Below are 14,725 nucleotides of genomic sequence, written 5' to 3' on the forward strand. Positions count from 1 at the left end.
ATCATATGGCACACAAGAAAGCTGGCGGAAGTTCACGCAACGGTCGCGATTCACCGGGTCAAAGACTGGGTGTGAAGAAGTTTGGTGGTGAGAATGTTCTGGCGGGTCATATCCTGGTGCGTCAACGTGGGACGCAGTTTTTTCCTGGCGATAATGTTGGCATGGGAAGAGATCACACTCTGTTTGCCACCAGCCCGGGAAACGTTCAATTCAAGCACGGCAAGGGTGGACGGACATTTATTTCCATTGTTGAGGCTTAATTAATCTTAGTTTTGGAATAAGAGATATACTCTCGTGAAATCAAAACCTCTAGTTTAATGATAGCGAGAAACGTGCAGTTTACTTGGGTAAATGAGCACTTCGAGCGTATCAGGAAACAGAGGTTTTGATTTCACTTCAGTATAACTGCACTTTCTGCCCACGGACCGTCATCCTGAACGCTGATTTTCCAAACGTGCGACTAAAAGTAGCGCGAATTGGAAAATCTTTGCGATCTATTGAGAGTCATCCCGGACTTGATCCGGGACAGGATCCATTTCCAACCCAATCATTTTCTTCAACTACTTTGGCCACTCTTCTCTTGGCTTTCCATTCAGATAAATGACGTTCTCACGAGGGTCCTTTAGAGACTTTTGTTTTTTCTTTTCAATAGCCTGTTTTTCTTTTTCCGCACGCACCCGTGGCTTGGCGCCATTGAAGATTTCTTGCTGGTCTTGAGTTAACCTAATTCCACTTTTGCTATCCAGATCAATCGTATAGGCAATCAGCGGAGCGCTGGCTACCAGGATAACAGCAAGGGCTAGAATTGCAAACCGGCTTTTCATCGTGTTTCTCTTTGAGCTTGGTCACTTTCTCTATTGTCCGTTTTGTGGATGAAGAAAGCGTTAAACGCTTGTAATTGCTCAACCGGGGGTTCAAGGAATCCAGAATCTATGCGGGTTTGATAGCTTTGTTTGGCTGATGGAAAATTTTCATCCGCATAAAATAAGGGGTTTCCAGACCCCGGTTAAGCAATTACAAAACGCTTTTCATTATAAATTTTTAGAAGTTTTGACACTCTCGATTAAAAAGATGCACGATACTCTTTTGCAGGGCTTGGAGCTAATTAGAATGGCAATAGCTCTTCTACCGGCGCAGTGGGTATGCCTTTTTTTTCGAGCTTACCTTTTTGTGCTTCAGGTATAAGTTCTTTTATTGTTGGTTTTTCACCAGCTCCCATTTTTTTAATCCCTTCTGTTGGGATTCCTTTTTGTTCTAGCTTACCTTTATATTTTTCCGGAACAAATCCTTCTAATGAAGGCTTTTCACCAGCTCCCATTTTTTTAATCCCTTCTGTTGGGATTCCTTTTTGTTCTAGCTTACCTTTATATTTTTCCGGAACAAATCCTTCTAATGAAGGCTTTTCACCAGTTCCCATTTTTTCAAGATTTTCTATTGTAAGGCCCTTTCCCTCTAGCTTCTTCATTTGTTTCTCGGGGATAAATTCTTTCATCTTCCCAAATCCAGGTATATCCTTTGGCGCTCCTTTTGTTGTTTCGCTTCCAATCACCTTCTCAGCGACTTCTCCGCCAACAATAGCAGCTGGACCAATTGATTGTGCAGCATCGCCTACAATCAGCAATCCTCCAAGCAATGCGCTGGCAAAAAACAAATATGATTTTATTGTAATATTTTGCATTTTTCTCTCCTCTAGTTAAACATTAATAACTATCACACTTATTATTGTAATAAAAAAAACCTAATAAAACGTTAATTTTATCCTATATTGCTTGTAAGTATGCTATTAAGTATGCCATTAAGTATACCATTTTATATTTGTTACCAATTAGACTGATTTTTGTTGCTATTGTGTTGCAGGTTTACTAAAATGTTGTTTCAGAGTAAGAGGTATATCGAAATCACAGATGTTTATCCAAATTGAAGAAACCCCAAATCCAGCGACGTTAAAATTTCTGCCCGGCAGAACAATCCTTGAGGCGCAAACCATTGATTTCCCTTCAGCTGAGTCAGCGCGCATTTGTCCGCTTGCGCAGCAATTATTTGCTATTGAGGGTGTTGCGGGTATTTTTGTAGGTGCCGATTTTATCTCTGTAACCAAAGAGGCACCAATTGAGTGGGTTCTCCTTAAGCCTCCAATTTTGCAGGCGTTGGTTAATTACTTTGTCCTGAATGAAAAAGTTGTCTTGGAACGTTCAAAGAATAATGATTCGGGTAATCAAACCGATTCTACCGATCAAGAAGTCGTGCAAGAAATCAAAGAGCTGCTTGACAGCAAAGTGCGCCCGGCTGTGGCGATGGATGGTGGTGATATCCAGTTTGAGCGCTTTGAAAATGGGGTGGTCTATCTAAAGATGCAAGGGGCGTGTTCTGGATGTCCGAGTTCCAGTGCGACTCTTAAAGGTGGCATTGAAAACATGCTGCGCTACTACATCCCTGAAGTGACAGAAGTTTGTGAAGTTGAGGGGTAAATAATATTGGTTGGGAGGCCATTGACAATAATCATGTTGAAACAAATCATACATCAAACTCTTTTGAGTGTAACTTTGCTTGGTATTGCAGTGCTTTACGGTTCAGCTGTCATGGAGGGTGCATTTTCAGCTCGCTGGGCACAACCGCATGTATATGCAAAACCTGAGGTGGTTGTAGAAACTCCTCCTGAAATTGTGCCACAGGTTATCAAGCTAGATAACGTGGGGCATTTGCAACAAGTTCTTGAAAAGCATGAGTATCGTTTTGAAGACGTGATGCAGCGTGGTGAGGATATACCCCGTCTCTTTTTTATTAATTTTCCCAAAGACATACGACATGTCAAATGCGTGACAACGAAAAAAGCATTGTTCCTGCAAACCCTGCTGCCGATCATTTTGCATGTTAACGAAGAAGTGACCGCTGAACGGGAAAAGCTTTTTGATTTACATCAGCGCTTTGAAGCAGGAGAAACCCTAGAGATTGAAGAGCAAGCATGGTTGCAAAAGCTAGCGCAAAAATACAAGTTGAAACGTGTTGATTGGGGAGAGTTAAAACTACGCGTTGATATCATTCCGCCTTCAATGGCGCTTGGCCAAGCCGTGATTGAAAGTGGCTGGGGATGGTCTTACGCAGCGCGCGTAAAAAATTCGCCCTACGGTATGACCATCTCGGATCAGGTAAAATTCTACCAATCGTTGCTGGAAAGCACTTATTACTATGTGCGTAATCTAAATTCCCATCGAGCTTACCGAGAGATGCGTCGCACCCGAGCCCAATTGCGTGCACAGGGAAAAACACCCGATGGATACACATTGATTGGTGATTTGCTGCGCTATTCTGAGCAAAAATGGGTCTACATCAACAAAGTACGCCGAACAATTGCACGTAACAATTTGGCATTTTTTGATTCAGGGATCAGGTTGCAGCAGGTGGCGGTTGCACCCAAAGCAGAGGTTGTAGCTTGATTAATCCGCGCTAGCCCCCGCGCGTTCAGCGCGTTTGCGCTCATTTGGATCCAGTAAGCGTTTACGCAACCTTAGGCTTTCAGGGGTGACCTCCAGCAACTCATCATCAGCCAAATAGCTGATAGCCTGTTCCAATGTCATTTCTCTAGGGGGTGTTAGGCGAATGGCATCGTCTTTTCCCGATGCACGCACGTTTGATAGTTGCTTGGCTTTAAGGGGATTAACCGATAGATCATTGCCGCGATTATGTTCGCCAATGATCATGCCTTGGTAGACGTGATCGCCAGGGTGCACAAATAGAACCCCCCGGTCTTCAAGGTTCCATAGTGCATAAGCCACTGCTTTGCCATTATCGGTTGAAATAAGTGTGCCGGCCCTACGGCCTTCGATGGGACCCTTGTAGGGGGCGTAGCCATGAAACAGCCGTGTCATAATTCCCGTTCCGCGGGTGTCGGTTAAGAATTCACCGTGATAGCCAATAAGTGCGCGCGCAGGGGCTAAAAGCGTGATACGGGTTTTGCCGCTGCCTGATGGGCGCATATCCTGCAATTCGGCTTTACGCATGCCCATCTTTTCAACTACGATACCGGTGAACTCGTCATCGACATCAACCTGTACTTCTTCCATGGGTTCAAGCTTTTTTCCGGTTTCAGGGTCTTGTTGGTAAATGACCCGAGGCCGGCTGATCGAGAGCTCAAAACCTTCTCGGCGCATGGTTTCAATCAGTACTGAAAGCTGTAGTTCTCCGCGTCCGGCAACTTCAAAGGCGTCCTTGTCATCAGTTTCTCGGATTTTTATGGCAATATTACCTTCTTGCTCGCGAAGCAAGCGGTCACGAATCAAACGAGAGGTCACTTTAGTGCCTTCTTGTCCTGCAAGTGGTGAATTGTTGACTGCAAAAGTCATGGCCAGGGTAGGGGGGTCAATTGGGGTAATGGCAAGCGGTTCAGTGATTTCTGGTGCGCCGATAGTATTACTAACTGTTGCCTCATTTAATCCAGCAATGGCTACAATGTCGCCGGCTTGTGCAGATTCAACCGCCTCACGTGCTAGGTGCCTGAAAGCCAGCAGTTTGGTTAGGCGTCCTTGCTCGATCATATTGCCATCTGCATCTAGAACCTTAATGGGGTCATTTACCCGAACCGTGCCACTTTGAATGCGGCCCGTTAAAATGCGCCCCAAATAAGGATCTGCCTCCAGCATGGTTGCTACCATTGAAAAGGGCTGATTGGGGTCAATATTTTGTGGGGTTGGGACGTGTTTTACCATTTGATCAAACAGAATAGACAAATCTGTTGTGGGTGTGCCTAGGTCATCAGTGGCCCATCCCTCCTTTGCCGAGGCAAACAATGTCGTAAAATCAAGTTGCTCGTCGCTTGCTTCAAGGGCTACAAACAAATCAAAAATCTCACTGTGCACTTCATCGATTCGCGCATCCGGGCGGTCACACTTATTGATCACTACAATGGGGCGCAAACCAAGTTGCAGTGCTTTGGTTAGCACAAATTTGGTTTGTGGCATCGGGCCTTCGGCAGCATCAACCAAAACGAGAACTCCATCGACCATACCCAGTATTCGTTCAACTTCACCACCAAAATCAGCGTGACCTGGTGTGTCAACAATATTAATGCGGGTATCCTTCCAGAGCAGAGACGTGCATTTGGCCAAAATCGTGATACCGCGTTCCCTTTCTAGAGCGTTGGAGTCCATGGCGCGTTCGGCCACCACTTGGTGTTCATGAAAGGCGCCGCTTTGTTTGAGCATTACATCCACAAGCGAGGTTTTACCGTGGTCAACGTGGGCAATAATTGCAATGTTTCTTAAGGGAGTCATTTGGTAAATAGTCTTTCAATAGTGATTCATTCAATGAGATATATAGGGTTTAACAGATCATTTTTAAAGGCTTTTAGTAGGAAAATATACAAACTGTGAGCTAAATGGTGGGCACTACTGGGATTGAACCAGTGACCTCTACGATGTCAACGTAGCGCTCTCCCGCTGAGCTAAGCGCCCTGTCACCAAAATTAGTTTACTCATCAATGCTATAGCGCATTTAGCGTGTGTTCGCAAGATGAATTGAGCGTGAATCCAGGGCAAACGCATTAAAATGATCAGGTAACGTTTCCACTATCCGCGGCCGTCATCCCCGGCCGCGCATTTTCCACTTCTGCTGACCACGCATGTCAGTGGGGCCCAGTGGGGCTATACCGAAGTGAAATCAAAACCTCTGTCTCCTGATACGCTCGAAGTGCTCATTTACCCAAGTAAACTGCGAGCTGGCAGCTATCATTAAACTAGAGGTTTTGATTTCACGAGAGTATATGTCCGTAGTGCCCCTGTTTTTTCTAAAAAACCTACTCAAGATACTTTACACTGGCCTTTAGGTAGTCGTATCCTGTAATAAGCGTCAATAATGCAGCAACCCAAAGCCCTGTCAGGCCAAGCGTTGGCAAAAAAAGCTCTGGAAATGTTGCCGGGTGAAAGAGCAAGCAACTCAAAGCTACCATTTGTAGTGCGGTTTTCCATTTCGCTAGGCGGCTGACCGGCAACGGGACATGCAATTCTGCCAAAAACTCACGCAAGCCAGACACTAATATCTCTCGTCCAAGGATGATCAGGGCGGGAATTAAGGCAACGCCCTTAATGCGTTCAAGCTCTACTAGAGTAAGCAGGATGGCAGCCACCAAAAGCTTGTCGGCAATAGGATCAAGAAATCGACCTAATGCGGATGTTTGCTGCCAAATCCTTGCAAAATAACCGTCAAGATAGTCCGTAAAGCAAGCAGCAATAAAAAGGCTGACAGCAAAAACGTCGCTGAAGGGTCCTGGCAAATACATCAATCCAATGACAATTGGAATCGCAGCAATCCGCATGAGCGTTAGAATGTTTGGCAGACCGGTGTATGTCGTTTTCATTAATCTGGCTGGGTTTAAAATTTTTCTAGCTTACCCCTATTGTGAACATTAAATGGCAAGAGAATCCAGTCTTTTTTTACGGAGCAAAGCACCAATGGCACTAACTTAAGCAGACAAGTCTTGCCACTGCCACGGTAGTCATCCAGGACATTATTCTTTGCATCCTAAGCCCAGAGGGGATTGGGCAGCAAAAGCTTACGATCCCGGATCCAATTTTTTATGATTTGCAAAAAAGAATTGGATCCTGAATCGCAAAGATTTTCCAATTCGCGCGACTTACAGTCGCACGTTCGGAAAATCAGCGTTCAGGATGAAGGCCGTGTTGGCTTTACTGAACAGCCCTAGGGCTGAATCAAACTGTTGGTTTTCTGATACGCTCAAATTGCTCGTTTATCTAAGTAAATTGCGCGCTTCTCGCTATCATTAAACTAGAGGTTTTGACTGCACGAGAGCGTATCCAAAACTCAGGTTATTTCAAATGCTCAAAGATGGCTTTTGCCATTGCTGTACTGATGCCTTCAACGGCTTCAAGGTCCTTTAGTCCAGCTCTGGCAACATTTTTTGCTGAGCCAAAATGTTGTAGCAGGGCTTTTTTTCGTCTTGGTCCAATGCCGGGAATTGATTCCAGCATTGAGGTGCCCAAGCCTTTCGCCCGTTTAGCACGATGCGTGCCGATAGCAAACCGGTGCGCTTCATCCCGAAGGCGTTGCAAAAAATGAAACACCGGATCATCTTGTGGAGGTCGAAAATTTTTGTGTTTACTCGTAAAAAGTCTTTCCAGTCCAGGTTTGCGAGAGGGACCCTTGGCAATCGATAAAATAGGTATATCGCCAATGCCTAAATCAGCAAGAGTGTCTTGGGTAACACTTAATTGCCCTGCACCTCCATCAATAATGATTAAATCTGGCAAGGTGTGCTCTTTGTATTCCTGTGAAAGGTTTTTTTTAAAGCGACGGGTGAGGATCTCCTTCAGCATTCCATAATCGTCGCCTGGTTTAATGCCACCTGATCCCACTGTTTTAATATTGAATTTACGATAAGCGGATTTAATAAAACCTTCTTCTCCTGCAACGATCATCGCTCCTACGGCAGCGGTCCCGTGGATGTGGCTGTTGTCGTAAACCTCGATGCGCTTAAGATTGTTGGAAATTGCCAACATTTTTGCAAGTTGTTGCAACAGTTTTTTTTGTTGCAGGCTTTGCGTTAGGCGGCGATGCAGGGCCTCTTGGGCATTTTTTTCAGCGTGATGCATCAGTTCTTTCTTTTTACCTCGCACTGGAATTTTAATATGCGAAATGTTAAGCGCCTGCTGGACAAGATCAAGCTCAGGAATTGGGTGATTGAGAAGTAGGAGAGGGGGTGGGGGTTTTCCGGCATAAAATTGGGTCACAAACGCCTTTAGAACCTCAGGGAGTGATGTCTGTGGATCATGTTGAGGGAAGTGTGCTTGGTGTCCATAGTTACTACCCTGGCGAAAGAAAAATACCTGTACACAGGTTTGTCCTCCTTCTTTATAGCCTGCAATAATGTCTGCCTCGCGAATTTCTGGGATATTAACGACTTGTTGAGCTTGAATGTAGCTAAGAGCTTTCAGACGATCACGATAAATGGCGGCCTTTTCATAAAGTTGTTCTTGACTGGCCTGGTTCATTTGTTTTGCCAGCTGTTTTTGAATCTCGTGACTGTGTCCTTTCAAGACGTCTTTGGCTTGTCTAAGAAGTGTGTGGTATTCTGCATCGGTGACATAGTTAACACAGGGAGCGCAGCAACGCTTGATGTGGTATTGCAAGCAGGGCCGTTTTCGTATAGCAAACACATTATCAGAGCACGACCGCAATAAAAATGCTCGGTGCAGAGCAGTCAGTGTGTCATCCACAGCTTCGACAGAGGCAAAGGGGCCAAAATAATCCCCTTTTTGTTTTTGTGAGCCGCGATATTTGCTCATTCGAGGCCAGGGATGATCACCTTGGATAAAGATATATACATAGGATTTACTATCCTTTAAGAGAACATTATAACGTGGGGAAAATTTTTTGATGAAGTTGGCCTCAAGCAGCAGGGCTTCACTTTCGGTAAATGTCGTGACAAATTCCATTGAGTGTGTTTCTGCCACCATTCTCTGGAGTCTATTGGGCAACTTTGCAACATGGGTATAGCTTTTGACACGGTTGGGGAGATTCTTGGCCTTACCCACATAAAGCACATCGCCAGTAGCACTCACCATACGGTAAACACCTGGTTGTTGTGGCAAAGTCTTGACGTAAGTTGCAATAGTATGTGCGCCGCGTTCGAGTTGATTAGGAGGAGTTGGATGGTTCATGATTTGTGATGAATATACAAAATAAGGCCATTGGATATTTATATAAAATTTTATCCACGGATCCTGTGGATAAAGTTGTGAGTAACTTGGTTAATAAATCCTTAACCCGAGTATAACTCACATTTGCATCATTTCGCCCAAAAAGTGAACAGGTAGCTAAAATCTAATGATAGCAACGGTTTTAGCCGGAAGTAGCATGTGAGTAGTATACAAGAAAATCCCTAACTCTACTTTTTCCACTTTTTCTCCAGCCTGGGTATAAAATTTGATTAGGAGTACTTTATACTGAAGTGAAATCAAAACCTCTGTTTCCTGATACGCTCGAAGTGCTCATTTATCCAGGTAAATTGCGCGCTTCTCGCTATCATTAAACTAGAGGTTTTGATTTCACGAGAGTATATGGCTGCCTAATGCTTTTTTCTACCTTTTTCTTTGTTGAAAATCCACGTGAAGATCAGGTGACAAAGAGCAACGTCCGGGATGACGACTGTGGGAGTGGCGAGACTTTTCTGCTTGGGTGAGTGCCATTGAGTCTAAATCCCCTTATACATATCCGCTTCTGCTTGTCGCCTTTTGATAAGCCCTGGAAGTTTACGCTTTCCAGCCCACACCCAACGAAGAAACTCAGGAGGCACTTGCTCGTGTTCTTGGAGATTTATCTTGCGTCTTAGGGTTGATTTTTGCAAAGCTCCTCCTCCCAAATTAAAGGTAAAACTTATCAATGCATCAAGTTGACTTTGGTTTAAGGGTACATCAATGAATCTATCCACCGCACGTTCTGCCTGACTCACATCAGATGCTAAAAGTTCTAAGCCCTGGGATTCATTGATAGGGTCTGGAAAACATTCTCCTTCTTTAATGAGGTGACCATAGCCAATTGTGGGATACCCTGCTGGACATAGGTATGTTGTTGCAGAAAATCCTTCAAATTTTTTAATAAGGTCGAGACCTTTGGGACTGATTTTTCTCATGATATCCTCATGAATATTTACTTAAGCAAAACTATATAAAACATTTGTTAAAATGACGTAAACATGAGGACCGTTAAGACCTTTGATTAAATTAGGGGTGCAGGCATAAAAAAACCCTTTCACAATTGCAAAAGGGCTTTTTAAATTTTAAAAAAGTCGCAAATGGACTAGTTTACAGCTTCTCTGAGCTCTTTACCGGCCTTGAATTTAGGTTGGCGAGAGGCAGGGATCTGAATGGTTTCACCGGTGCGAGGATTGCGACCGGAGCGGGATGCTCTGTCAATTACAGAAAATGTGCCAAATCCGACGAAACTCGCCTTGCCGCCAGTGCCTAGTGCCTTGGCTATGCCCTGAAAAACGGAGTTAACCGCTCTTTCACTGTTGGCCTTTGAAAGACCGGTTTCGTCAGCGACGTGAGTAATAAGTTCAGCTTTGTTCATAATTAAATCTCCTATTAGGTATCAATTACCCTAGTTATAACATAAACACAGGCTTTGCAAGCCTTTTTTTGGTCAGAGCCCCAAAAAAATAACATTTTTTTTTAAGATACTTTCGTGAAATCAAAATTTCTAATTTAAGCGTCGGTATATTTAAAGAATTTTTAAAAAAATCCGTGTTAATTCTTAAATCATAGAAAAATAAAACCTCGGGAGCTTATGTACTATGTTAACGGGAAAAACAGCTTTAGTTACGGGTTCAACTAGTGGAATTGGACTTGGTATAGCACGTGCTTTGGCACACGAAGGCGCTAATATAATAGTTAATGGCATGGGAGACCTGTCAGAAATTGACCAAATCTGTGATGATATGGGTCGTGATTCTGGGTGCAAAGTGCACTATTCACCAGCGGATATGACAGATCCAGCGCAAATTCGTGCCATGATTGCCAAAGCACAAGAAAAATTTGGCAGCCTTGATATTTTAGTCAACAATGTTGGCATTCAATACGTTTGTGCAATTGAAGATTATCCTGAAGAGAAGTGGGACGCTATTATTGCCATTAATTTATCGGCCGCTTTTCATGCAACTAAGGCCGTCTTTGGTGGTATGAAACAAAAAAAGTGGGGTCGGATTATCAATATTGCTTCAGCACATGGACTGGTGGCCTCCCCATTTAAATCAGCCTATGTGGCGGCAAAACATGGTCTGGTCGGGCTAACGAAAGTGACTGCACTCGAGGGTGGAGTTTGCGGTATCACATGTAATGCCATTTGTCCAGGATATACCTGGACGCCGTTGGTTGAAAGTCAAATTGCCGACACAGCCAAGGCCAGAGGGATTCCCAAAGAAAGGGTGGTTCAAGAGGTGATGCTTTCAGAACATGCAGTGAAAGAGTTTGTCACCATAGATCAATTGTCTGAACTTACGCTTTTCTTGTGTGGTGACCATGCGCGCAGTATGACAGGCACAACTTTATCTGTTGATGGGGGATGGACGGCTCATTAGGAGTTAGAAAGGCTAGTGTTTTACCAAAGTTGATATAGATGTACAAAGCTTTATCTACAAAGGTTTTCAGGTCAACCTACCCTTTACGGAACTATGTAAAAATCGATCGAACTCTACCTCTATTGCTTCCATGTTACGATCTGACTAGATTTGCGGGTGAAATAAGAGCAGCTGATAATTCCTCAGTGTCTCTTACGTTAAATTACCCGCAATCTATTGGTAATAAAGGCTTTAACAAACAAATGAGGTTAATTATGTTCAATAGTGGTCGCAAACTTATCAAAAGAGTGGTTGAAGGAATTAAACCAGACAAGGTCAAAGAGATTCTTGTATGGGATTCAGAACTAAAAGGATTTGGCGTTCGGGTCTATGCCACAGGGCGTAGAACTTACTTCGTACAGTATAGAAATGAGTTTTATCAAACCCGGCGTAAGAAGCTTGGTGTACATGGAACCATTACCACCGAGCAGGCTCGTGAGATGGCTAAGATCATTTTAGGAGAAGTAGCCAAAGGAGAAGATCCTTCACATGATATTCAGGTCAGAAGAAGCAAAGCGTCGACTGCATCAGGAATTACGTGATACTCCTTAATATGGCCAATCGGGTACGTTCGTTGCTCAGTAAAATGTTCAATGTTGCCATTGAATGGACAATTTGTTTTTTGAAAAATTTCAAAAACTTATTCAGCGATAATAATAAATCACACGTTTCTTTCGAGAAAAGATATTAAATATTTATTTACTGATAGTAGTTTATACTAAATTTAGTTAGATAAATGCATAAGGAAACAGGTTATGAAATTAAGTTTTTTTACAACATTATTTTTTATAAATGCTTTTCTTAATTATCCACTTGCGGCTACTGAAAAAAGTACTACTCAGTCCGTGACAACCAATGGTGATATACCCCGTCTAAACGCTCTATCTGTTGATGAAGCGAAGGCTATTCTTGCTGACGCAGGAGTTCCCCCGGACCTGTTGCAGACAATTCGTCCATACACAAAAAAAAGTAACATATTCCTTCTTAAAGATCCAAGTGGCTTTCAAGTGGTTATTGCAAAATTTCCTGGAAACAAAGCTCGTCGTTTAAGAGAAGCGCTGTCCTATGACATTGCTGAAGTAGCAAAACTTAATAAAGTTGTGGCTCCTGTTGAAGTCATCGGGAAAAATCAAGAAGTTCTATTGGCAAGTTATTATCAGTTCTATACACAGCCGGTGCAATCTTTAGAAAAACTGCCAGATAAAGATGTTCTAAAAAAGTTATACGATGCTGCGCAAACAACAAACGGAGTACTTGAACTTGATAGAGTAACTGTGGACCCTTTCAGTTTGTTTGATAAAGAGGCTTTTGAAAAATTTCTTGTTTTTTCATTTTTGACTTTTCAGCATGATGCACATGATAGAAACATTCTGTTGACTCTCAATAACAAAGGCAAGCTGGCGCCAATTGCCATTGACCTTGAATATGCTATGACTGAAGATCCAATTCATTATGATCCAACCCTTAAACACGATCTATTTCAATTTCCTTTCCTATTAGGAATAACGTCGGATCTTCCTACGCTTAATCTTCTCAACGAAAGGCCCTCAAAAGGAATTATCTCGATAGTCCAAAGCTGGAATTTTTCTGACTTTGAACCTATTTTGATTAAGTACAAATTGAATACTAAAGATATTCAATCCTTCAAGGAAAGAGTTGCTGATTTAAAATCTAGCTTTCAACAAAATAATGAAAAAACTATCATAGAAATATTCAAGCAATTATATATAAAACATGGAAGATCCAAAGGGTTGCTTTAGTTTGCTTTTATACTGCGTATTGCGGAGAACGTGAATGCCTGTAGCGTATTATGTGAACGCTCGGAAGCCGAGCGTGAACCATAAGTAGCGATAGGATTTCCATCCCAGTAACACACAGCTCGAGGGGCTCAGCTAATTTTGTTAAGGGCGACAGTGCGGAATTGGATACCTGCTCTCGTGGAGAATATCTCCAGCTAGATTTCAGAGCCCTTCTCTCACTCTTTCTGTAATTGCTTAACTGTGTCGAGATCTAAATCTGTCATTTCTGCAACCTCCTGCACAGATTTGCCAGACTTTAGCATCTTGATGGCGATTGATTTTGCTTTTTTTTCTTCGCCTTCTTCTCTTCCTTCTTCTCTTCCTTCTTCTCTTCCTTTTTCTCTTCCTTTTTCTATGCCTTCTTCTACAGCTGCGGCCATGGCTGCTATATTGTCCAGTTGGATCTTCTTGGCGGCATCATAGTGAAGAATTTCATCATCACTCCAAGCGTGTTTATTCAATTGCTCTACTGCACGCTTGAGAATCTTGTCATCACCAGCAAATTGATCCAGATTAGCTTCGGTGACATCCTGCGCATGCTTAAAGAAATATGCCCATTTCTCTATGATATTGCTCAGATTATCAATTGTCTTGTTGAATTTCGGCAACTCTAAAAATACAAAGGCAAAATCACGTAAGTCATGCTCGTACGTCTCTTCATCCATCAAAATATGATTCGACTTATATCTGGGTTTGCCATCAAACATTATAAAATCAGTAATGGCTAAGAAAATTACCTCCTTCAAATGCTCATAATTTTCTCCGCTATTCATCTGTGAGGTGTAGGCACGGGCTGCGTAAAACTGGGCTCTTTTTTCAAAACCTTTGGTACGGGCAACCTGCATTTCAACAATATATTGCCGGCCATTTTCATCCTTACACAAAACATCTACAATGCTCTGTTTGCGCGACACAATATCTGGATCTTGTGAAGGTTTTAGAAAACTAACATCAACTATTTCACCATAATTCCTAAATTTCAGCATGTCATTCAAGAAACGTAACAAAATATCTTTGTTACGCTCTGAACCAAAAATACGCTTAAAGGCGAAGTCATTCTTGGGATCTAAGAATTTAGATATTGGCATCATCTACCTCATTTGAATTATTTACTCAATACTTATAAAAAAATATAGCAAGTTTATTTCTCAAGATCAATCACTAGCCAACCAAAAGATCTCCCATTGCTCTATATCTATGTGCAGCTAGCTTGCAAATTGCTCTAAAACGATAGTTTCTAGAGAAATACTTCCCCTTCCCATTTTTCCTTACTTAAAAAATAGATATTTTTCGCACAACAACACCCCTTTAAGAATAGCACACAGGCAAAACCTTAACAAGATATTTTTGTCGGTAACCCAGGGCTGTTCAGTGAAAATGTGCTACCTACGGATCGTCATCCTGAATACTGAATCAAGTTCAGCACAGGCAGTTGGTTTTGGAACTCAAGTCTGGTAAGACTTGAGGAGGCAAAGCGTTACGATTCAGGATCCCATTTTTTAAGATCTGCAAAAAATAATGGGATCCTGAATCGCAAAGATTTTTCAATTCGCGCGACTTACAGTCGCACGTTCGGAAAATCAGCGTTCAGGATGACGGACGTGTTGGTTTCACTGAACAGCCCTGGGCCATATGTCTATTTTATCTGAGGTTTGCATGATCCAGATCTCTTTTTAGAGACTATCTCAGCAAAATGGGGATATGTAAAGCTGCAAGCAACAGACAAGTGGCGCCATCAGGCACCACTTTCTGCATTGATAGCTTAAGTTGCTTTGTTCAAAGTTGACATGGGTAGAGGAGG

General features: G+C 42.7%; 14 protein-coding genes and 1 tRNA gene. 6 read left to right on the forward strand and 9 right to left on the reverse strand.

Annotation, left to right across the window (positions count from 1 at the left end; genetic code table 11):
* Window positions 1-5: 5 nt before the first annotated feature.
* Complete coding sequence (rpmA, locus tag ABFQ95_01455) at window positions 6-260, forward strand: 50S ribosomal protein L27 (GenBank protein ID MEN8236206.1); 255 nt, start codon at window positions 6-8, stop codon at window positions 258-260.
* Window positions 261-560: 300 nt separating this feature from the next.
* On the opposite strand, the gene ABFQ95_01460 is transcribed toward rpmA, so the two are convergent.
* Both ABFQ95_01460 and ABFQ95_01465 read right to left on the reverse strand, forming a co-directional pair.
* Window positions 561-824, reverse strand: a complete 264-nt coding sequence (locus ABFQ95_01460; protein ID MEN8236207.1) for a hypothetical protein — start codon at window positions 822-824, stop codon at window positions 561-563.
* A 281-nt stretch (window positions 825-1,105) separates the two neighbouring features.
* Window positions 1,106-1,678, reverse strand: coding sequence for a hypothetical protein (locus ABFQ95_01465; GenBank protein ID MEN8236208.1), 573 nt, complete (start codon window positions 1,676-1,678; stop codon window positions 1,106-1,108).
* A gap of 226 nt (window positions 1,679-1,904) precedes the next feature.
* Here ABFQ95_01465 and ABFQ95_01470 point away from each other — a divergent pair, with 226 nt between their 5' ends.
* Together ABFQ95_01470 and ABFQ95_01475 are read left to right on the forward strand one after the other, a co-directional pair.
* Window positions 1,905-2,468: a NifU family protein gene (locus ABFQ95_01470; protein MEN8236209.1), complete on the forward strand. Its 564-nt coding sequence runs from the start codon at window positions 1,905-1,907 to the stop codon at window positions 2,466-2,468.
* A 33-nt stretch (window positions 2,469-2,501) separates the two neighbouring features.
* The gene (locus ABFQ95_01475; protein MEN8236210.1) at window positions 2,502-3,434 is read left to right on the forward strand and encodes a glucosaminidase domain-containing protein; all 933 of its coding nucleotides are present in this window, start codon (window positions 2,502-2,504) and stop codon (window positions 3,432-3,434) included.
* Here ABFQ95_01475 and typA read toward each other — a convergent pair whose 3' ends face one another.
* The 6 genes from typA to ABFQ95_01505 all read right to left on the reverse strand — a co-directional run bounded on the left by typA (window position 3,435) and on the right by ABFQ95_01505 (window position 10,080).
* The gene (gene typA / locus ABFQ95_01480) at window positions 3,435-5,267 is read right to left on the reverse strand and encodes a translational GTPase TypA (protein ID MEN8236211.1); all 1,833 of its coding nucleotides are present in this window, start codon (window positions 5,265-5,267) and stop codon (window positions 3,435-3,437) included.
* A 105-nt stretch (window positions 5,268-5,372) separates the two neighbouring features.
* Window positions 5,373-5,447 (reverse strand) — tRNA-Val (locus ABFQ95_01485).
* A 341-nt stretch (window positions 5,448-5,788) separates the two neighbouring features.
* Window positions 5,789-6,349 (reverse strand): CDP-diacylglycerol--glycerol-3-phosphate 3-phosphatidyltransferase, encoded by a 561-nt coding sequence (gene pgsA / locus ABFQ95_01490; GenBank protein MEN8236212.1) that lies wholly within the window; start codon window positions 6,347-6,349, stop codon window positions 5,789-5,791.
* 469 nt (window positions 6,350-6,818) lie between these two features.
* Window positions 6,819-8,669: an excinuclease ABC subunit UvrC gene (gene uvrC / locus ABFQ95_01495; GenBank protein ID MEN8236213.1), complete on the reverse strand. Its 1,851-nt coding sequence runs from the start codon at window positions 8,667-8,669 to the stop codon at window positions 6,819-6,821.
* Window positions 8,670-9,202: 533 nt separating this feature from the next.
* Window positions 9,203-9,640, reverse strand: coding sequence for a lysozyme (locus tag ABFQ95_01500; protein MEN8236214.1), 438 nt, complete (start codon window positions 9,638-9,640; stop codon window positions 9,203-9,205).
* Between the two features lie 167 nt (window positions 9,641-9,807).
* The gene (locus tag ABFQ95_01505; protein MEN8236215.1) at window positions 9,808-10,080 is read right to left on the reverse strand and encodes an HU family DNA-binding protein; all 273 of its coding nucleotides are present in this window, start codon (window positions 10,078-10,080) and stop codon (window positions 9,808-9,810) included.
* A 223-nt stretch (window positions 10,081-10,303) separates the two neighbouring features.
* On the opposite strand from ABFQ95_01505, the gene ABFQ95_01510 reads away from it, so the two are divergent.
* The 3 genes from ABFQ95_01510 (at window position 10,304) to ABFQ95_01520 (ending at window position 12,885) form a co-directional block, all read left to right on the forward strand.
* Window positions 10,304-11,086: a 3-hydroxybutyrate dehydrogenase gene (locus ABFQ95_01510; GenBank protein MEN8236216.1), complete on the forward strand. Its 783-nt coding sequence runs from the start codon at window positions 10,304-10,306 to the stop codon at window positions 11,084-11,086.
* Window positions 11,087-11,328: 242 nt separating this feature from the next.
* A complete protein-coding gene (locus ABFQ95_01515; GenBank protein ID MEN8236217.1) occupies window positions 11,329-11,667 on the forward strand; it encodes an Arm DNA-binding domain-containing protein in 339 nt (112 codons plus the stop codon).
* Between the two features lie 213 nt (window positions 11,668-11,880).
* The gene (locus tag ABFQ95_01520) at window positions 11,881-12,885 is read left to right on the forward strand and encodes a hypothetical protein (GenBank protein MEN8236218.1); all 1,005 of its coding nucleotides are present in this window, start codon (window positions 11,881-11,883) and stop codon (window positions 12,883-12,885) included.
* A 215-nt stretch (window positions 12,886-13,100) separates the two neighbouring features.
* Here ABFQ95_01520 and ABFQ95_01525 read toward each other — a convergent pair whose 3' ends face one another.
* Window positions 13,101-14,015 carry an Rpn family recombination-promoting nuclease/putative transposase gene (locus tag ABFQ95_01525; protein MEN8236219.1) on the reverse strand — a complete coding sequence of 305 codons (915 nt, stop codon included), beginning with the start codon at window positions 14,013-14,015 and terminating at the stop codon, window positions 13,101-13,103.
* Window positions 14,016-14,725: the final 710 nt, after the last annotated feature.

This window comes from Pseudomonadota bacterium (assembly GCA_039714795.1).
Classification (GTDB): Bacteria; Pseudomonadota; Alphaproteobacteria; order JAGOMX01; family JAGOMX01; genus JBDLIP01.

Excerpts from the sequence above, each read along its gene's own strand:
- ABFQ95_01465 (MEN8236208.1), bottom strand. The coding sequence starts at position 1,678 with ATGCAAAATATTACAATAAAATCATATTTGTTTTTTGCCAGCGCATTG.
- ABFQ95_01520 (MEN8236218.1), top strand. The coding sequence starts at position 11,881 with ATGAAATTAAGTTTTTTTACAACATTATTTTTTATAAATGCTTTTCTT.
- ABFQ95_01500 (MEN8236214.1), bottom strand. The coding sequence starts at position 9,640 with ATGAGAAAAATCAGTCCCAAAGGTCTCGACCTTATTAAAAAATTTGAA.
- ABFQ95_01505 (MEN8236215.1), bottom strand. The coding sequence starts at position 10,080 with ATGAACAAAGCTGAACTTATTACTCACGTCGCTGACGAAACCGGTCTT.
- ABFQ95_01460 (MEN8236207.1), bottom strand. The coding sequence starts at position 824 with ATGAAAAGCCGGTTTGCAATTCTAGCCCTTGCTGTTATCCTGGTAGCC.
- ABFQ95_01475 (MEN8236210.1), top strand. The coding sequence starts at position 2,502 with ATGTTGAAACAAATCATACATCAAACTCTTTTGAGTGTAACTTTGCTT.
- ABFQ95_01470 (MEN8236209.1), top strand. The coding sequence starts at position 1,905 with ATGTTTATCCAAATTGAAGAAACCCCAAATCCAGCGACGTTAAAATTT.
- ABFQ95_01525 (MEN8236219.1), bottom strand. The coding sequence starts at position 14,015 with ATGATGCCAATATCTAAATTCTTAGATCCCAAGAATGACTTCGCCTTT.
- ABFQ95_01515 (MEN8236217.1), top strand. The coding sequence starts at position 11,329 with ATGAGGTTAATTATGTTCAATAGTGGTCGCAAACTTATCAAAAGAGTG.
- rpmA (MEN8236206.1), top strand. The coding sequence starts at position 6 with ATGGCACACAAGAAAGCTGGCGGAAGTTCACGCAACGGTCGCGATTCA.
- typA (MEN8236211.1), bottom strand. The coding sequence starts at position 5,267 with ATGACTCCCTTAAGAAACATTGCAATTATTGCCCACGTTGACCACGGT.
- uvrC (MEN8236213.1), bottom strand. The coding sequence starts at position 8,669 with ATGAACCATCCAACTCCTCCTAATCAACTCGAACGCGGCGCACATACT.
- ABFQ95_01510 (MEN8236216.1), top strand. The coding sequence starts at position 10,304 with ATGTTAACGGGAAAAACAGCTTTAGTTACGGGTTCAACTAGTGGAATT.
- pgsA (MEN8236212.1), bottom strand. The coding sequence starts at position 6,349 with ATGAAAACGACATACACCGGTCTGCCAAACATTCTAACGCTCATGCGG.